Consider the following 19423-nt stretch of genomic DNA (forward strand, 5'->3'; position numbering starts at 1 on the left):
CGTCCTCTACAGTGCTGTCACGTAAGTGACTGGCGAGTAGGTTCGATTTGTCCGGTTTCGAAGTCCGAGTACGACGTACGTGTCCATCACAGGAGAATCGCTATATGAGTTCCACCCACGGCAGCGATGCCCTACGCAAATTCCGGTTTGCGGCCGGTGGCGAGGGCAACGCCGAAGAGGGTGGTGCGCGACGTTTCGTCAAGCTTGCGCAGAAGGCCGAGGAACTCGGCTACGACTCGTTCATGATTCCGGACCACCTGGGTAATCAGGTCGGACCGATCGCCGCACTGGGAGCGCTCGCAGTGGCCACGGACAAGATCCGTCTGGGCACTGCCGTGTTGGCCAACGGCTTCCGTCATCCTGCTGTGCTCGCGAAGGACGCGGCGACTATCGACGTGCTGTCCGGTGGTCGACTCGAACTCGGTATCGGCGCAGGCTGGATGAAGGAAGAGTTCGACAAGGGCGGCATCCCATACGAAAGCCCCGGCGTTCGCATCGAGAAACTCGAGGAGTCTCTGCAGATTCTCGACACACTGCTGCGCGGGCAGGAATGCACTTTCGAAGGCAAGCACTATCAGGTGCGTGGCCTCAAGGGCAGCCCGCGACCGCGGCAGGGCCCGCGGCCACCGATCATCGTCGGTGGCGGTGGACCGAAGATGCTCGCTCTCGCCGCGAAGTACGCGGACATCATCTCGGTCGCCACACCGACCAACCGTGACGGGCGGCTTCTGCTCTCCGGAATCACGATGGAAAAGACCATCGAACGTGTCGAGCGGATCCGCGAAGCTGCCGGCGAGCGTTTCGATGAGATCGAACTCAACTGGACCATCACCATGATCATGATCACCGACGATCGAGAGCAGGCTGCCGAGATGGCAATCGCCGCTCTGGACCAAGGTTTTCCGCCGAACATCGAAGTGGATCGTAAGCTGAGCGTGGAGGAGTTGCTGAACTCTCCATACCTGGCTGTGGGCACTTTCGAGGAAATCGCAGACCAGATTCGACTGGTCCGCGAGAAGACGTCGATGTCGTACGTCGGGGTCTTCCCGACGCAGATGGAAGCGTTCGCCCCGATCATCCCGTTACTGGCGGGCGAGTAGGCCGGAGAATACGGACGATGCGAATCTGTAACATATCGATGGTTTGGGATCGATGAAGTGATTCAGGTGAGTTGCGCACAAAGTGCGATTCGATTGATCGAAGATGGACCCGAGAGAGCGAAGGAAGTCTGGGGCGCAGGCATGAAAGACAGTGCTTGTGTGATCGCTTCGGAGGAGATGGAATGAACGCGCTGTTCGATGGCTTTCTCGACGAGAAGGGCCAGATCCGCCTGCAACCAGGCTTCACGCTGGTCGACTACGTCGAGCAACACTCGCGTGTCAACGCGGACGAGCTCGCGTATCGGTACATCGATTACTCACGCGAGCGTGACGGTGAAGCCCTGGAGCTGACCTGGGAGCAGTTCGGTGTGCGTCTGCGCGCTGTTGCAGCCCGTTTGCAGCAGGTCACCAAGCGTGGCGACCGTGTCGCGATTCTTGCGCCGCAGGGGCTCGACTACGTCATTTCGTTCTTCGCCGCCATTCAGGCCGGTTCCATCGCGGTGCCGCTCTTCGATCCGGACGAGCCTGGCCATACCGACCGTCTTCACGCTGTTCTCGGTGACTGCAAGCCGACTGCGATTCTGACTGCCGCATCGTCGGCAGCCGGTGTTCGTCAGTTGTTCCGCTCGCTTCCCGCTGCCGAGCGTCCGCGCATCATCGCCGTCGACGCGATTCCCGACACTGTCGGTGAAACGTGGGTTCGTCCCGACATCGAACTCGACGACATCGCGTACCTGCAGTACACCTCCGGTTCGACCCGAGTTCCCGCCGGCGTGGAGATCACCCACCGCGCTGTCGGAACGAACGCGCTCCAGATGGTCGACTCCATCGAACTCAACGAGGACTCACGCGGCGTCACGTGGCTGCCGCTGTTCCACGACATGGGCCTGCTGACGGTCATCCTGCCTGCTCTGGGCGGCAAGTACATCACCATCATGAGCCCGCGCGCTTTCGTGCAGCGGCCGTACCGGTGGATCAAGGAACTGGCTGCGGTTTCCGACGGCGCAGGCACCTTTGCCGCCGCTCCCAACTTCGCTTTCGAGCACGCTGCCGCGCGCGGCCTGCCGAAGGACGGCGAGACCCTGGACCTGAGCAACGTCATCGGCCTGATCAACGGCAGTGAGCCGGTCACGACGTCGTCGATGCGCAAGTTCAACGACGCTTTTGCTCAGTACGGTCTGCCCAAGACTGCGATCAAGCCGTCGTACGGCATGGCCGAAGCGACGCTCTTCGTCTCCTCGACCAAGCATTCCGACGAGGCCAAGGTCATCTACGTCGACCGCACGGAACTCAACAAGGGCCGCATGGTCATCGTCGACCAGTACTCCGAGAACGCCATCGCACAGGTCTCCTGTGGGTACGTCTCGCGCAGTCAGTGGGCGGCGATCGTCGATCCCGAAACTCTGACCGAGGTCCCCGACAATCACGTCGGCGAGATCTGGTTGCACGGCGAGAACATCGGCATCGGCTACTGGGGTCGCCCCGACGAGACGGCGGAGACCTTCCACAACAAGCTGGACAATCGGTTGAGCGAAGACAGCCACACCGAGGGCACGCCGGCGGATGCCAACTGGATGCGTACCGGCGACTTCGGTGTCTACGTCGACGGCGAGCTGTACATCACCGGTCGCGTCAAGGACCTCGTGATCGTCGACGGTCGCAATCATTACCCGCAGGACCTCGAGGCTTCGGCTCAGGAAGCCAGCCCCGCCCTGCGCCCCGGCTTCATCGCTGCGTTTGCCGTACCGGCCAACCAGCTGCCTTCTGTCGTGTTCTCCAACACGCACTCCGGTCTGAAGTTCGACGACGACGATTCCTCGGAGCAGTTGGTCATCGTGGCCGAGCGTGCTCCCGGCGCAGGCAAGGCCGATCCGCAGCCGATCGCGGACACTGTGCGTGCGGCGATTTCTTCCCGTCACGGTGTTACGGCCCGAGACATCCTGCTCGTCCCCGCGGGTTCGATTCCGCGTACGTCCAGCGGCAAGATCGCTCGCCGCGCGTGTAAGGCGAGTTATATCGAGGGAACGTTGCGAGGCGGCTATCAGCAGACCGCATTCCCCGATAGCGTTTGAGGAGCAGTCCCTTCATGATCGGTGGCTTGGTGAGTTGATGGTTGAACAAGATGGTGTGCAGAGCAAAGACGTTGTGAGCGAGATGAGTGTTGCGCAGCTGCGTGAGTGGCTTCGCAATTGGATCGCGAATGCGACCGGTCAGCCGGCTGGGTCGATCACGGACGATCGCCCGATGGAAGAGTTCGGGCTCGCCTCGCGGGACGCAGTCGCTCTGAGCGGAGACATCGAGGATCTGCTCGGCGTCACGCTGAACGCCACGGTTGCCTATCAACACCCCACCATCGCTTCGCTGGCTACTCGGATCATCGAAGGTGAGCCCGAGGCGCCGGAGGAGACCGTCGACGCGTCGTACTACGTCTCAGGCGCCACGACGGACGCCCACGACATCGCCATCGTCGGACTGTCCACACGATTCCCCGGTGCCGGGCACACGCCTTCGGACATGTGGGAAATGCTGGCGGCCGGACGCGACGGCATCAGCGACCTCCCCGAGGACCGCTGGGCCGAGTTCATGTCGGATCCCGCCATCAAGGCCGCGGTCGAGAATGCCAACACCAAGGGCGGGTACCTCGACGACGTCAAGGGCTTCGACGCCGAGTTCTTCGCGATGTCTCCGCTCGAGGTCGTCAACGTCGATCCGCAGCAGCGCCTCGCCCTGGAACTCGCGTGGGAAGCGCTCGAGCACGCGCGCATTCCGGCCAGCGGGCTCAAGGGCAAGCAGGTCGGTGTTTTCATCGGCAGTTCCGCCAACGATTACCAGTTGCTCGCGGTCAGTGATCCGACGACGGCGCACCCGTACGCACTGACCGGAACGTCGACGGCCATCGTCGCGAACCGGGTTTCGTACTTCTTCGACTTCCGTGGACCGTCCATCGCTCTGGACACCGCGTGCTCGTCTTCGCTGGTTGCCGTTCACGAGGCTGTGCGTTCGCTGCGCAGTGGTGATTCCAACATCGCGCTGGCCGGTGGCGTCAACATGCTGCTGGCCCCTCCCGGAACCCTCGGTTTCGATCAGACCGGGATGCTCGCTCCCGACGGAAAACTGCGTGCATTTTCCGCACACGCTCAGGGCATCGTTCGCAGTGAGGGTGGCGGACTCGTCGTGCTCAAGCGTCTCGAAGACGCCGAGCGTGACGGCGATTCCATCCTCGCGGTGATCGCCGGATCCGCGGTCAACCAGGACGGCCGTTCCAACGGTCTGCTCGCGCCCAACCCTGACGCCCAGGCCGACGTGTTGCGTTTCGCGTACCGCGACGCCGGAATCTTGCCGACCACAGTCGACTACATCGAGGCGCACGGAACGGGTACCGATCTCGGTGATCCAATCGAGGCCGACGCGCTCAGCCGTGTCGTCGGTCGTGGCCGTGACGACGACAAGCCGGCTCTGCTCGGTAGTGCGAAGACCAACTTCGGGCACCTGGAAGCAGCTGCGGGCGCCGCCGGCCTGATCAAGGTCGTTCTGGCGATGCAGGAAAACAAGATTCCCGCGACGATCAACTACCTGGGCCCGAACCCGCACATCGACTTCGAGAAGTCGCACCTGCAGGTGACGCCCGAGGCCACCGACTGGCCGCGTTACACCGGCAAGGCCGTCGCCGGTGTTTCCGGTTTCGGTTTCGGCGGAACCAACGCGCACGTCGTGGTCAAGGAATACGTGCCCGCCGACGTGGCAGTCGATGAACCAGTCGTGGATGCCCCGGTAGTTGACGAACCGGCAGCAGAGGACGAGAGCACCGTTGTGCTGGCTGTGTCCGGTGCGCTGCCTTCGCGTCGTCGCCGCGCAGCTGCAGATCTGGCCGACTGGCTCGAAACCGAAGAGGGAAGCAAGACGCCCCTCGCCGACGTTGCCCGCACACTCGCGCGTCGCAACCACGGACGCTCGCGCGCCGCTGTTCTGGCGAAGACGCGGTCCGAGGCCATCAGCTCGCTGCGCGCCGTCGCCGCAGGCAAGCCGGCTCAAGGAGTCTTCTCGGCCGACTCGCCGTCGCCCAAGGGCGCGGTGTGGGTGTTCTCGGGCTTCGGCTCGCAGCACCGCAAGATGGCCAAGCAGCTCTACACGGAGAACTCGGCCTTCAAGGCAGCCGTCGACGAGGTCGATGCGCTGATCCAGGACGAGGCCGGCTACTCGATGGTCGAGATGTTCCTCGACGATTCGATCGAGTACAACGTCGAGACCGCACAGGTGGGAATCTTCACCATCCAGGTCGGTCTGGCCGCATTGCTGCGTCACCACGGCGCTGAGGCCGAAGCCGTGGTTCCGCACTCGATGGGTGAGGCCGCTGCCGCATACGTGTCCGGTGGTCTGAACCTGGAAGACGCTGTGCGCGTGATCTGTTCACGATCACGGCTGATGGGTGAGGCCGAGGGCGCACTCGTCGGTGACGACATCCGTCTGATGGCACTGCTCGAGTACAGCGCATCCGAGATCGAGGCGCTGCTGCCCACGTACCCCAAGCTCGAGGTCTGCGTTTACGCAGCTCCGACGCACACGGTGATCGGTGGACCGCAGCCGGACATCGAGGCGATCGTCGCGGCCGCCGAGGCCGACGGCAAGATGGCGCGTGTCCTGCAGACCAAGGGTGCCAGCCACACCTCACAGGTCGATCCGTTGCTCGGCGAGCTTGCCGCGGAGTTGGCCGGTATCGAGCCGACCACGTTGAAGCTCGGCGTCTACTCGTCCGTCGACAAGGACACCTTCTACCGTCCCGGTCACGAGCCGATCCATCAAGAGGCGTACTGGGTCAAGGGCCTTCGCCACAGCGTGTACTTCACCAATGCGGTACGCGGTGCAGTTGCCCACGGCCACACCACTTTTGTCGAGCTTGCACCCAACCCGGTGACGCTGATGTCGGTGGCGGCTACCGCGTTCGATTCGGGCCTGCACGACATGGAACTCATCCAGACGCTCAAGCGTAAGGAAGACGAGTCCGCGGGTGTGCTTGCCGCTCTCGCGCAGCTGTACGTGCACGGCCATGCCGTGAACCTCGAGTCCTTGCTTCCTGCAGGCGATTTCGCCTCGGTTCCGCGTACTGCATTCCTGCGTAAGCCGTACTGGCTCGACATTCGCGTCAGTGCCGGCGGTTCGGCTCGCGTACCCGGCTCGCACGTCGCTCTGCCCGACGGCCGCTACGTGTGGGAGGTCGACGCATCCGCCGTCACCGATCTGGCTGTGCTCGTGAGCGCTGCTGCCGGACAGGTGCTCTCGGATGTCGCTCTCACCGCTGCCGTTCCGCACGGTGAACTGGCCGGCGCTGCGACCCTGACGACAACCCTCAACCCGCATCCGGGTGGAGCGTCGGTGCAGGTGCACGCACGCGAGGGCGCTACGTTCCGTTTGCTGTTCGATGCCGTCGTCACGTCCGGTGAGCCGCTGCCCGAGCTGGTCATTAGCGCGCCGGTCAAGACCAGTGCGCCGATGGAAACCCTGGCCGAGGTCGTCGAAGACGCCGGAGACAAGTGGGATCCGAACGGTTCGCAGAGCCTCGACGACCGCCTCAAGATCGTTGTGGCCGAGTCGATGGGGTACTCGCCGGAAGATCTTCCGGCCGAGGTTCCGCTCATCGAACTGGGTCTCGATTCGCTCATGGCGATGCGTATCAAGAACCGCGTCGAGTACGAGTTCGACATTCCGCAGCTCCAGCTCCAGGCAGTCAAGGACGCGAGCCTCAACGAGGTCAACAAGTACCTGCGCTACGCGATTGACAATCGCGAAGAGGTTCAGGCGATGGCCGACAAGCAGGCTGCCGAGAAGTTGGTAGCCGATGCGGCTGACGAGGACGCTGCTCCCGCTGAGGAGTCGGTGGAACTGCCGGCGACTGCTCCGGTTGCTGCTGCGCCTTCCGATCCTTCTCGAGCCGGAACTGCCGACGATGCCGGCTCCGATGTTCCGCCGCGAGATGCGGCCGAGCGCTTGACGTTTGCGACGTGGGCCGTCGTCACCGGGAAGTCCGCCAAGGGTATTTTCAACGATCTGCCGATCGTCGGTGACGAGGTCGCCGAGAAGCTTGCTGCTCGGCTTTCCGAGCGTGCCGGCGGCGAGATCACTCTCGACGACGTTCTCGATTCCACCACCATCGAAGAGCTCGCGGACGTCGTGCGCCAGTACCTCGAGGACGACGGCAAGATCGACGGACTCGTACGCACTCTGCGTGCCCGTCCCGAAGGTTCCACTGCCGTACCGGTATTCGTTTTCCATGCTGCCGGTGGTTCGACCGTGACGTACGAGCCTTTGCTCAAGCGCCTGCCCGCCGGCACGCCGATGTACGGGTTCGAGCGGGTCGAGGGCTCGATCGAAACCCGTGCTGCTGCTTACGTTCCGCTGCTGCGTGAGATCCAGGGCGACGGACCGTACGTGCTGTGTGGCTGGTCGTTCGGCGGCGTGATGTCGTATGCGGTCGCGAAGTTGCTGCGTGAGCAGGGCGCCGACGTGCGTGTGGTCGGACTGCTCGACACCGTCATGGCCGGCGAGGTCGTGCCGGACACCGAGGCGGAACGACGCAAGCGTTGGGAGCGCTACGGCAAGTTCGCCAAGCGCACCTACAACCTGGATGTTCCGCTGCCGCTTGACGTTCTGGCCTCCACCGAAGCGGACGAAGATCAGATCCAGATCTTGATGGACATGATCAAGATGAGCGGCGCCAAGATTCCCGGCGGCATCATCGAGCATCAGCGGACGTCGTGGTTGGACAACCGTGCCATCCAGACGGCCGAGTTCAGCAGCTACGACGGCGACGTCGTGCTCTACATGGCCGACAAGTACCACGACGAGTTGATGACGCTCGAGCCTGCATTCAAGACCCGCAAGGCAGATGGTGGTTGGGGTGACTACGTGAAGAACCTCGAGGTCGTCTACATCGGCGGGGACCACCTGCAGATCGTCGACGAGCCGTACATCGCGAAGGTTGCGGCAGACCTCACCACCAAGCTGGCCCAGATCGAGACAGCTCAGACCAAAGCAGCGGAAACCGGAGTTCAGAAGTGACGACAACCACCGCGGAGAAGCTCGCTGAACTCCGCGAAAAGTTGGAGAAGGCAAAGGAACCCGGCTCGGCTCGGGCCATTGCGAAGCGCGATGCAGCAGGGCACAGTACGCCGCGCCAGCGCATCGACATGTTGCTCGATCCCGGTAGCTTCGTCGAGGTCGGCGCCCTGGTGAAGATGGCGGGCGAGGACAACCCGTACAGCGACGGCGTCATGACCGGTCACGGAACTGTCGACGGGCGTCCGGTTGCCGTGTTCGCGCACGATCAGACTGTGTTCGGCGGTGCCGCCGGAGAGATGTTCGGCCGTAAGGTCGCAGCCGTCAACGATTTTGCACTGAAGGTGGGCTGCCCGGTCGTCGGTATCAACGATTCCGGTGGAGCTCGAATCCAGGATGCCGTTTCCTCATTGGCCTGGTACGCCAACATGGGTTCACGTCAGGAGCCCTTGTCCGGCGTCTGCCCACAGATCTCGGTCATCCTCGGTAAGTGCGCCGGCGGTGCCGTGTACGCACCGATCAACACCGACGTCGTGGTCGCGACCGAAGAGTCGTACATGTTCGTCACCGGACCCGACGTCATCAAGTCGGTCACCGGCGAAGAGGTCAGCCTGGAGGATCTGGGCGGAGCGCGCAAGCAGGCGGAGTACGGAAACATCCATCACGTCGCTCCCGACGAGAAGGCTGCATTCGACTGGGTGCGTGAGTACCTGAGCTTCATGCCGTCCTCGTGCACGGAGAAGGCGCCGCTGATCAACCCGGGTCTCGAACCCGAGATCACCGAGTCGGATCTCGAACTCAACGCCTTCATGCCGGATGCCGACAATGCCGGCTACGACATGCACGACATCATTCTGCGGATCTTCGACGACGGAACCTTTCATGAAATCGGAGCCCAGGTCGCGCACAACGTGATCACCGGGTTCTCCCGCGTCGACGGCCTGCCCGTCGGTGTCGTGGCCAACCAGCCCACGTACCTCAGTGGCGCCCTCGATGCGGACAGCTCCGACAAGGCTGCCCATTTTGTGCGCCTGTGCGACGCTTTCAGCATCCCGCTCGTTTTTGTCGTCGACACACCAGGCTTTCTTCCCGGCGTCGATCAGGAAAAGGTCGGTGTCATCAAGCGTGGCGGGCGTTTCCTGTTCGCGTACATCGAAGCCACTGTCCCGAAGGTGACTGTGGTGGTTCGTAAGGCGTACGGCGGCGGTTATGCCGTCATGGGTTGCAAGCAGCTCGGTGCCGACATCAACCTCGCGTGGCCGACCGCTCGTATCGCCGTGATGGGCGCCGAGGGTGCCGTCAACATCATGGGACGTCGTCAGCTCGCCGAGGCGGGCGAGAACGCACCCGCGGTGCGTGCTCAGTTGATCAACTTCTACAACGAGTTCGTCGCGACGCCGTACATCGCGGCTGAGCGCGGATACATCGACGCGGTGATCGAGCCTTCGCAGACGCGTCTCGAAATCCGCAAGGCTCTGAAGTTGCTCAAGGACAAGACGATTTTCAAGAACCCGCGCAAGCACAACTTGATGCCGCTCTAATTCTTCTTGTCACCGAGGGCGTCGAACTGGCGGCGTAGCGCTTCTATCGCCGCCAGGACGGCAGGTCTTTCGCTGTCGGTCCGCCAGGCGAGGTAGATGTCGCGGCCCAGCGGCGGAAGGGTGTCGAGCATTCGAACACCTTCCGGTGGTACAACTCTCGCCAGGCGCGGGATCAAAGCGACGGCGAGGCCCTGAGCGACGAATTCGACCTGGGTGGGAAACTCGGCGACCTCGTACTCGATTCGTGGGTCGAACCCCTGCGCGCGCAGGGTCCTGACGGTGAAGGTGTGAAAGTCCGTTCCCCGGGTCCACGTCGCCCAGGCATGCTCGGACAGCTCGCTGAGCGCGACGACCTTGTTATCCGCCAGCGGATGTGACGCGGGGAGAGCGAGCAGCGCCACGTCGTCGTACACGGGCGTGAAGGAGACTCCGTCGGGAAGTTCGACGGGCAGAGTGCTCCAACTGTCGACCACCACGACGTCGAGGTCGCGGCGAATCAGTGCGGGGAGGAGTTCTTCGGATTCGCCTTCGTTGAAGGTGATTTCGAGCTGGGGGTGCGCGTGCCTGATCTCGGCGATGGCTCGCGGCAGCACTGTCCTGCTGGGGGAGACCAGGGCCCCGATGCGTACGCGGCCCGTCACCTCGCTCTGCAGCGACGCGATTTCCGCCTCGGCCTGGGCGAGCGTCGAGAGAACCTCTGCGGTTCGGCGCGCGAGGATCCGGCCCGCTTCGGTGAGTCGTACACCGCGGCCCTGCGGTTCGAGGAGCGGAACACCGACCTCGCGCTCGAGCTTGTTCAACTGCTGCGAAATTCCGGAGGGTGTGACATGCAAGGTGCGGGCGGCAGCCGCTACTGATCCGTTCTCGGCGACAGCGTGCAGGGCGCGGAGTCTTTCGAGATTCAACACAGTAGTAATGCTACCGAATATACGGTCTGAACATTTGCTTGTGCTGAATAGTTAGCGGCAGGAACATTGTCGGGTGACCACTCTGACCTCCGTGACTGCGCAGACACCGACACCCACCAGAACTCCTCGGGGGCGTATCGACCCTCGATTGCTGGTCGTCGGAGGCGCAGCCGCGATCTCGATCAGTTCGCTCCTCATCAAGCTGGCTGATGTCGGGCCCTCGACCGTCGTTTTCTTCCGTTGCTTCCTGGCCTTGCCGCCGCTGTTGTGGTTGGCGTGGCGAGAGTACCGCCGGGTGGGCAAACCGAGCCGGCGGGCAGTCGTTCTGCAGGTGCTCGGCGGTCTGTTGCTCGGACTGGATTTTGCGTTGTGGTCGCAGTCGATTCTGATGATCGGCGCGGGTATGGCAAGCGTCGTCGTGAACGTGCAGGTGATCGTGGTGCCCGCACTGTCCTGGTTGGTATTCGGCAATCGGGTTCCGATGCGCTTCGTCTTCGCCCTACCGTTCATGTTCACGGGAATCGCCTTGGCGGGCGGCGTGTTCGGGAGCGGGGGAACCGGCGACGACTTGCTGTGGGGAACGGCGCTCTCGCTCGTCTCCGGAATTGCGTACGGCGGCTACATCTTCGTGGTCGGCCGTACGGGCGAGGCGGATCGGGCCGCGAGCCAGGTGTTGATCTCGACGACGTCCGCGGGCATCGCCGGCTCCGTCATCGGATCGCTGTGGGGCCGGATCGATTTCGTCCCGGGTTGGGAAGCGTTCGGCTGGCTCGCGGCACTGGCGCTGGTCGGCCAGGTGTTCGGCTGGATGCTGATGGGGCACTCGCTCCCTCGGCTTCCCGCCGAGGTGGGCGCGACGCTCCTGCTCATGCAACCGGTCCTCGCCGTGCTGCTGGCGGTTGTGCTGCTCGGCGAACGGCCAGGCGTTGGGCAACTACTCGGGTGCGTCGTCGTTGTCGGAGCGGTCTCGGCCGTCTCCGTACGTCGCACCCGAGCAGTCACCCGAGTAGGTAGCGCAGGCTAGTGCACTCGCATCTCGCCGGGCATCCACATGCCCGAGCGGGTTGCGGTGCCCGTCTCCACCTCTGCCGGAACAGCATTCGGGAAGTACCGGTCGTAGCGCTCGAGTGATCCCCAGTCCCGTGCCCAGTCGTCCTTCAGGTACGTCGGAACCGTCGTAGCACCGGCGAGGACCTCGGTGAATCCGAGCGGTCCACCGTTGTCTGCGGACTGCCAGGTATCGGTGGAGCTGACGGCCAGGGGACGGTCCGGGAGGATGCGGAAGTTCGGCATCTCGGCCACACCGTTCTGATGTGTGAACGGACGTTGGCACGGGAACTGAAGGCCGACAGCCCAGTCCAGGAGAACCGGCTGCTCGCTGCCGATGTACGAGTCCAGGGACTCGAGCTTGGGCACGCGCGGCGGCGTGAATGCCATCCACTGATCGCCCGTGAGGTTGGGATCGAACGCGACCACCCGAACGGCGTCGGCATCTGGCGCGAGTTCGTCGATCGGGATACGGACGTTGCGCCACGACGGCGCCGGGCCGATGTCTCGCGGCATGTACGAACCCTGAACCTGCACGGTCCCGTCGGGCTGAGTCTTGCCGTACTCGACCAGAAGCGACTGGCCGTACGTGATCGCACCGGTGTTGTCGACGGACCACACGCGGCCCGCTACGGACATGACCACCAGCGGTGATTCTTCACTGCGAGTGGGCAATCCGTACCAACTCGAGATGAGGGAAGCAGGTTCCTGCACGCCGGGCTGGTAGCTGCCCATGACCGGCGTCTTCGACGGATCGAGGCCGAAGGGGAGCTTGGCCGTGCTGCCGTTGACGCCGAGGTTACCGGTGCCGCCGCTGGTTCCGGCGCCGGAACCGGTGGCGAAGGTGGGGCCGACACTCTGGCTGTCGGTATTGCCCATGCCCTGCTTGACTTCGATGTAATCCGCAGTCAGATCGCTGGGAACCCCATTGGGGGAGAAGCCCTTCGGATCGACTCCGGACAACGGATCCTCGGCGTTGAATCCGGGAGCGGGCAGAGGCCGCAGATTTCCGGAATTGACGTCGGTCTCGACCAGAACGTCCTCGGCCATGCCGCAGGTCTTGCCCGCGAGTGCCTCGATGTTGCTTCGGCCCAGCGAGTACGCCGGGTACTGCGACACAGCGCCCTTGAGTAGTGAGAGCACCTCGAACAGGACCATCAGACCGGCGATCACGGTGAGCGGAGCAGCCGCGAACTTGCGAATTCGTCTGCCCTTGGCCGTGTTCGGCTTCTCGGGCGGGGCTGCAAATCCCTCACGCAGGTACTGCCAGGCGGCAAAGGCCAAGGCGAGAGCAAAGAGCGCGAGGAACAGTGTGTTGGATTCACGGCCGTCGTAGGAGATGGTCTTGTCGAACCACGGAACGCCGTAACTCGAGACGTACCAGTAGCCGTTGATGCCGGCGAACGTCAACGCGAGCATCAGGAGCAGCCCGGCCACGAACACCGATCGGTTGCGACGCGAGCGCAGGGCAGACGCGGACACTGCCACGGCGGTCAGCGCGGCGAGAGAACCGGCGATGCCCGCGTACGCACCGAAGTGGTGAGTCCACTTGGTGGGGTTGAACATCATCAGGAACATCGTGCCGAAGACGACGCCGACCAGGCGCCACGACGGACCGGTTGCCGCGCCGGGGACGCGGCCGCGGCGCAACAACACGAAGAGCGTCGTGAAGAGGCACAGGATCATCGTCAAGAACGCGAAGCGTCGGGCAACCGAGCCGTCGACCGTCTGGACGAAGAGGTAGTAGTAGCGCAGGAAGTCTTGGTACCACTCGAGATTGGGGCCGATGATCGTTCGGACGCGCGTGGCTTCCATGACGCCGGCAAAGGTCTGGTCGGCGAAGATGACCACCAGCACGATGGTTCCGGCAGCGGCGATCGGAGCGAGAAGCGGCAGTGTGCCGACCAGTCGGTGACGCTTGACGACGATGCGCACCAACGGGCGCACACCGGCGAGAAGGGCTGCGATACACATCAATCCGGTGGGTGCGGCGGCAAGAGTGAAGGCGCCGATCAAGATTGCCGTGGCCGCCGGCAGCAGACGTCCGGTGGCGATGGCGCGCTCGATGGAGCACCAGGTGAGCAGTGCGCCGAGAGCCACGATGGGCTCGGGGCGAAGACCGTTGTTGTACGCCAGCCAGAAGGACAGGAATACCAGACCGCCGGTCCACAGGGCGACGTTGCTCCGGCGAACCGCCCGGCCGAGACGCGGGACGACCTCGCGGCTGATCACCATCCAGCAGAGGATTCCGGCGAGCAGAGCGGGCAGACGCATGAATGGGCTCGCCGTCGAGATCTTCGCCATCACGGCCAGGACTTCGTAGTACCAGCCGAACGGGGCCTCGGGAACGCCGAACCAACGGAAGTAGTTGGCCATGTATCCCGCGTCCGGCGAGACTCGGGCCATGGTCAGGAGATAACCGTCGTCGGCGGTGTTCGCGCCGATGAAGTGCCAGACGACCAGCGTGCCGACCACAACTCCGTCGATACCGGAGAACTTCCACCAGCGTTCGGGCAGGAAACGTCGGTGCTTGCGGCCGTCGGTGCCGTCGAGGCGAGCCAGGGCGACCAGCGCGACGATGGTCGAGAGCACTGCCACGATCATCGCGACCAGCTTCAGGACGCTGGGGCTCGACGAGAAACGTGAGTCGATCGTCATCGAGAAGCCGAGGCCCTCGGGGGCAGCGCCGTCGGGCAGGTCGCTGAAGACGCCGACCACCTGCGGGCGGAAGTCGCCGTCGAGCTGGCCACGAATTGGGTTGCCGTCGGGATACGTCAGTCCGACGAACTCGGCGGCGGTCCGATTGATATCCGAGCTGAACGCGATGGAGCCGCAGCGACTCGACTCGACGTCCTCGCGCGCTGCCGAAGCGACGACGACGTTGCGATCGAGCACGTCGACGCTGGTAGCGGACACGCGGACGAACATCGACGAGAGCGCGGCACCGTCGCCCTGAGCAGGTGCCGTCGACATCAGGATGCCGCCGCCCTCGGGGAGTGAGCTGACCGCGGTGCAGGGGATCGACGCGTTGACGTCGATGGGAACCTGCGCCATCAGCGGTGCCTCGACGTCGCCGATCACGCCGTTCTGTGGCCAGTTGACCGTCGCCGTCGTCTGCACGACAGGAAGCAGCGGAGTTGCCAGTGCGAGTACGAAGCCGAGCAAGCCGGCGATGATCGCAACCCATCGAGTGCGATGGAAACGCTCGCGGGCATCCTGACCAGCAGGAGGCGGCGAACTCGAAGTCTGGGGTGAAGCTGTCACGGCGTCGGGCACGGCTACCGATGGTATGTCAGGGCTGAGCGTGGACCTACCGTGCCTGGGTGGTTGGTAGGTCCACGCGTAACAGTTACGACTGGTAACGAATCGGGCCCGGTGTCCAGGTGCCCGACCGGGTCTCGGTGGTGACGTTCATTTGCGCGGGAACTGCGTCCGGATCGAGCGGTGTGTACTGCTCGAGCGAACCCCAGTCACGATCCCAGTCGTTGTCCAGGTAGGTGGGCAATGCCCTGGCCGAGAGCAGTTCGCTGGTCCAACCGAGCGGTCCGCCGCCGTAGTGGTCCTGCCAGGCGTTGGTGGACTCCGCGCCGATGCGGTCGGGCAGAATGCGCCACTCGGGGATCTCGGCGACGCCGTACAGATGATCGACCGGACGTTGACACGGGAAGGCGAGACCGACGGCCCAGTCCATCAGCACCGGATCGGTGGATCCGACGACGTCCTGCAGCGTGCGCATGGTCGGCACTCGCGGCGGTGTCACCGCCAGCCACTGGTCGGCACTGATGTCGGTGTCACTGGCCACCAGACGCACGGTGTCGGCGTCGGCGGGCAGTTGATCCATCGGAACGCGCAGGTTGCGCCACGACGGCGACGGGCCGATGTCGATCGGATCGACTCGTCCCAGCGCGTCGACGCTTCCGTCGGCCTGCTTCTTGCCGTATTCGACCTGCAAGACCGCGCCGGGGGTGACGATGCCGTCGGAGTTGACGTAGCGGATTCGTCCGGCCGCGGCGACGGTGAGGAGCGGCGCGGCGTCGTTGCGCTCGGGCAGTGAGTACCAACCGGTGGTCAGTGACGCGTTCTGGGGCGCTCCGTAACTACCGAGCACCGGCGTTTTTGCGGGGTCGAGCCCGAACGGGAGCGCGACGTTGCTGCCGTTGACGCCCGAGGTCGACTGCGAGCCGCCAGCGGTTCCGGATCCGGTGCCGGGCGTGCTGGTGGTGCCGGACTGAGATGTTGTCGTGTCGAGGCTGTTTGCACTGCCCGCCGTCGAGTCCTCGGCGTCTGCGGTGAGGTCGCCGGCGACTCCGTCCGGCGAGAATCCGGTCGATTCGCTTGCACCGAAAGCTCCGGCGCCGGCGAGATCGGTGGGCCTGTCCACCAATTGCAGGACGCCCGTGTTGGGATCGGACTCCACGAGTACCTCACCCGCGAGACCGCAGCTTCCGCCGAAGACGGATTCGATGTTGGACTTGCCGATCGAGTACGCGGGGTACTGAGCGACCGCTCCCTTGAGTAGGGACAGCACCTCGAAGAGCACGACGGCTCCGGCCGCGATGGTCAACGGTGACGGGGCGAGAAGGCGAAGTCGCCTTGTCTTCTTGACGCTGTCTTCTGTGCCGTTTCGCTCGCGCGGCTCCATGACGTGGTACCAGGCTGCCAGCAGCAGGGCGAGGATCGTGAGGCCGAGGAAACCCGTCGAGAATCCCTTGCCGGCGATTGACGGCGGCTTGTCCCACCACGGCACGCCGTAACTCGAGACATACCACCAGCCGTTGGAGCTGGTGAACGCCACAGCGAGGATGAACAGGATGCCCGCGGCGAACAGCGCGCGGTTTCGTTTGGAACGCATGCTCGACGCACTCACGCCGACAGCGGCGAGCACGGCAACCGTGGCGGCCAGACCGGCGTACACACCGAAGTGGTGGGTCCACTTGGTGGGGGTGAACTGCATCAGGAGCAGCGACGCGAACACGATGCCGAGGATTCGGCGCGAGGGCCCGATCGCGGTGCCGGGGATCCGGCCCTTGCGCAGGATCATCATGACGCAGAAGACGAGTCCGACGATCATGACGAACATGCCGAAGCGGCGGGCCAGTGAGCCGTCGGGGGAGATGGTCATCAGTGCGTCCCACCGCAACCGCTCCTCGAACCACGGAACGTTCGGCCCGACGGCGGTTCGCACCCGGGTCGATTCGAGAACTGTCGCGAGGGTTTGATCTGCGAAGACTGCGACAAGAACCACGGTTCCGGCTGCGAGGATCGGCATGACCTGGGACAGGAAGCCGACGCGTTTGCCGCGGGCGATGAGGATCTGCAGGATCGGCCGGGCTCCGGCGATCAGCGCGCCGATGGCGATCAGCCCGGAAGGCCCGGCGGCCAGCGAGAATGCGGCGATCAGCACGGCCATCGCGGCGGGCAACAGACGTCCGGTGGCGATGGCGCGCTCGATGGAGCACCACGTGAGCAGGGCGCCGAGGGCGATGATGGGTTCGGGACGCAGGCCGTTGTTGTACGGCAACCAGAAGGCCAGGAACACGAGCCCGCCCGTCCAGATGGCAACCTTGTTGCGGCGCACCGCAACACCGAGTCGCGGTATCACCTCGCGGCTGATGACCATCCAGCACAGAATGCCGGCGATCAATGCGGGCAGGCGCATCCACATGCTCGCGGTGCTGACCTTCGCGAACAGCGCCAGCACGTCGTAGTACCAACCGAACGGCGCTTCGGGGACGCCGAACCAACGGAAGTAATTGGCCATGTACCCGGAGTGCTCCGAGACTCTGGCCATGCCGAGCAGATAACCGTCGTCGGAAGTGTTGGCGCCGAACACATGCCAGAGCGCCAGCGTGCCGATCACCAGGGCGTCGATGCCGGTGAACTTCCACCACCGTGCCGGAAGGAACCGCCGGGCACGACGGCCGTCGACGCCGTCGATCCGGTGCAGTGCGTACAGCGAGACGATGGTCGAGAGTGCCGCGACGATCATCGCGAACAGTTTGAGAAGTGTGGGGCTGGACGAGAACCGCGAGTCGACGTCCATATGGGCAGACAATCCGGCGGGCGCTGCGCCCTGCAGGTCGGTGAAGATGCCGACAACCTGTGGGCGGTAGTCACCGGTCAGGGTGGTGCCGACGCCGTCGATTCCGGTGACCGCCGCGACGGTCTGCTCGGAGTTGGTCGTGATGGTGATCGCCGTGCACCCGCTCAGTTGATCGAGCGGAGCCGAGATCAGCACCGAATCGCGAGTGAGTGCTTCCAGGCGGTCGGCAGTGGTGCGGACGGTGAGGCCGCGGGCGTTTCGGTCCGGCGCACCGTTCGGCATGGTCGAGAGCAGTGTGCCGCCGCTGCCGCCCAACTGGCCGAGGGTGGAACAGGGAATGCTGATGTCGAGCGATGTGGGCGAGTAGGAGATCAGCGGCGACGAGACGCTGTTGACGGTCCCACCCTGCGGCCAGTCGATGCTCGCGGCTTCCTGCTTGACGGGCAGGAACGGCGTCGCGAGTGCAAGAAGCAGGCCAAGAAGGCCGGTGACTATCGCGATGAGTCGTGCCGTCCGGACTCTCTGGGAATCCGATTCTCGGGGAGCTTCGGGGCCAGTGGGCACGGGTTTCGGGGGCACTACTACTTCAGACGGCACAAGGAACGATGTTAGGCGAGTGCGGGCCCACACATCCTGAGAGAACTACTCAGGATGCAACTTCCTGTTCGGATTGTGGTGTTTCAAGTGTTCGGGCGATGGTGTCGAGTGAAATACCCAACACTTCCGCGACCGCGCTGATGGTGAAGAAGGCGGGTGTCGCGATGCGTCCGGTTTCGATCTTGCGCAGCGTTTCGACGGAAATACCGGCGTCGAGCGCTACCTGAACCATGCTTCGGTCCCCCCGCGCCGATCGCAGGAGTTCACCCAGTCTTAGTCCTCGTTCGAGTTCTTCCGCCGTCAGCGGCACGCGCACCATGTGCTTATAGTAATACCGGTATAGTTATTCGACAAGGAAGGTGTTCGAGATGGTCGAAATCAAGACCGCAGGGGAAATCGACGCGATGGCGGCGGCGGGGAGAATCACCGCGCAGGCGCTGGCTGCGGCGCGTGAGGCGGCGAGCGTCGGAGTGACGTTGCTCGAATTGGACGCCGTTGCCGCGGAGGTCATTTCGGCTGCCGGCGCCTCGGCGCTGTTCTTGAATTATCGGCCGGCGACGGCGCCGATACCCTTTCCCGGTGTGGCCTGCATCAGCGTGAACGATGCTGTGGTGCACGGTATCCCGAATGGGTACCGACTCCGTGACGGTGACCTGGTCAGTATCGACTGCGGTGCGAGACTCGACGGCTGGTGCGGCGACTCCGCCATCAGCTTCACCGTCGGACAGGGAAGTAGTGAGGATCAGGCACTGATCGACGCGACCGATGAGGCACTAGCCCGTGGCATTGCCGCCGCCCAGCCCGGAAACCGATTGGGCGACATCGGTGCCGCGATCGGACAGTACGCGCGCGGCCTCGGATACGGAATGCTCGCCGATCACGGTGGGCACGGCATCGGCCGCGAGATGCACGAAGGGCCGGATGTGCCCAACGAAGGTCGAGCAGGCAAAGGCTTCCGGTTACGGCCCGGCCTGGTCATCGCCATCGAACCGATGCTCATTGCCGACGGAACCGACGACTACCGGCACGACGCCGACGGGTGGACCCTTCGCACCGTTTCGGGCGCCAGGGCTGCGCACAGTGAGCACACGGTCGCGATCACCGAAGACGGTCCGGTGATCATGACCCGCTGATCAA

At 64.1% G+C, this 19423-nt stretch carries 10 protein-coding genes; 6 read left to right on the plus strand and 4 right to left on the minus strand.

Annotated features, from left to right (window positions below; translation table 11 throughout):
* Window positions 1-104 precede the first annotated feature (104 nt).
* The 4 genes from RA302_RS01180 to RA302_RS01195 all read left to right on the plus strand — a co-directional run bounded on the left by RA302_RS01180 (window position 105) and on the right by RA302_RS01195 (window position 9691).
* Entirely contained in the window at window positions 105-1100 is a 996-nt protein-coding gene (locus RA302_RS01180; RefSeq protein ID WP_166501635.1) for an LLM class F420-dependent oxidoreductase, read from the plus strand.
* A 182-nt stretch (window positions 1101-1282) separates the two neighbouring features.
* Window positions 1283-3172 carry a long-chain-fatty-acid--AMP ligase FadD32 gene (gene fadD32, locus RA302_RS01185; RefSeq protein ID WP_003943899.1) on the plus strand — a complete coding sequence of 630 codons (1890 nt, stop codon included), beginning with the start codon at window positions 1283-1285 and terminating at the stop codon, window positions 3170-3172.
* A gap of 37 nt (window positions 3173-3209) precedes the next feature.
* Window positions 3210-8153 carry a polyketide synthase Pks13 gene (gene pks13, locus RA302_RS01190; protein ID WP_166501636.1) on the plus strand — a complete coding sequence of 1648 codons (4944 nt, stop codon included), beginning with the start codon at window positions 3210-3212 and terminating at the stop codon, window positions 8151-8153.
* The gene (locus RA302_RS01195) at window positions 8150-9691 is read left to right on the plus strand and encodes an acyl-CoA carboxylase subunit beta (RefSeq protein WP_019746413.1); all 1542 of its coding nucleotides are present in this window, start codon (window positions 8150-8152) and stop codon (window positions 9689-9691) included. The genes pks13 and RA302_RS01195 overlap by 4 nt, the downstream gene beginning before the upstream one ends.
* Here RA302_RS01195 and RA302_RS01200 read toward each other — a convergent pair.
* Window positions 9688-10599 (minus strand): LysR family transcriptional regulator, encoded by a 912-nt coding sequence (locus RA302_RS01200; protein ID WP_166501637.1) that lies wholly within the window; start codon window positions 10597-10599, stop codon window positions 9688-9690. The two genes, RA302_RS01195 and RA302_RS01200, sit on opposite strands and share 4 nt — an antisense overlap.
* A gap of 73 nt (window positions 10600-10672) precedes the next feature.
* Here RA302_RS01200 and RA302_RS01205 point away from each other — a divergent pair, with 73 nt between their 5' ends.
* Window positions 10673-11623, plus strand: coding sequence for a DMT family transporter (locus tag RA302_RS01205; RefSeq protein ID WP_166501638.1), 951 nt, complete (start codon window positions 10673-10675; stop codon window positions 11621-11623).
* On the opposite strand, the gene RA302_RS01210 is transcribed toward RA302_RS01205, so the two are convergent.
* The 3 genes from RA302_RS01210 to RA302_RS01220 all read right to left on the minus strand — a co-directional run bounded on the left by RA302_RS01210 (window position 11620) and on the right by RA302_RS01220 (window position 18605).
* A complete protein-coding gene (locus tag RA302_RS01210) occupies window positions 11620-14922 on the minus strand; it encodes an arabinosyltransferase domain-containing protein (protein ID WP_166501639.1) in 3303 nt (1100 codons plus the stop codon). The genes RA302_RS01205 and RA302_RS01210 overlap by 4 nt on opposite strands.
* Window positions 14923-14995: 73 nt before the next feature.
* Window positions 14996-18253: an arabinosyltransferase domain-containing protein gene (locus tag RA302_RS01215; protein ID WP_113683451.1), complete on the minus strand. Its 3258-nt coding sequence runs from the start codon at window positions 18251-18253 to the stop codon at window positions 14996-14998.
* A gap of 82 nt (window positions 18254-18335) precedes the next feature.
* Entirely contained in the window at window positions 18336-18605 is a 270-nt protein-coding gene (locus tag RA302_RS01220; RefSeq protein ID WP_003943854.1) for a helix-turn-helix transcriptional regulator, read from the minus strand.
* Window positions 18606-18654: 49 nt separating this feature from the next.
* Here RA302_RS01220 and map point away from each other — a divergent pair, with 49 nt between their 5' ends.
* Complete coding sequence (map, locus tag RA302_RS01225) at window positions 18655-19419, plus strand: type I methionyl aminopeptidase (protein ID WP_020905776.1); 765 nt, start codon at window positions 18655-18657, stop codon at window positions 19417-19419.
* Window positions 19420-19423: the final 4 nt, after the last annotated feature.

Origin of the sequence: Rhodococcus sp. DN22 (genome assembly GCF_036669995.1) — a bacterium.
In the GTDB taxonomy this organism is placed as follows: Bacteria; Actinomycetota; Actinomycetes; order Mycobacteriales; family Mycobacteriaceae; genus Rhodococcus_F; species Rhodococcus_F erythropolis.

Bases quoted from the DNA above. Each gene is read 5' to 3' on its own strand.
- map (WP_020905776.1), top strand. From the start codon at position 18,655: ATGGTCGAAATCAAGACCGCAGGGGAAATCGACGCGATGGCGGCGGCG.
- RA302_RS01220 (WP_003943854.1), bottom strand. From the start codon at position 18,605: ATGGTGCGCGTGCCGCTGACGGCGGAAGAACTCGAACGAGGACTAAGA.
- fadD32 (WP_003943899.1), top strand. From the start codon at position 1,283: ATGAACGCGCTGTTCGATGGCTTTCTCGACGAGAAGGGCCAGATCCGC.
- RA302_RS01180 (WP_166501635.1), top strand. From the start codon at position 105: ATGAGTTCCACCCACGGCAGCGATGCCCTACGCAAATTCCGGTTTGCG.
- pks13 (WP_166501636.1), top strand. From the start codon at position 3,210: ATGGTTGAACAAGATGGTGTGCAGAGCAAAGACGTTGTGAGCGAGATG.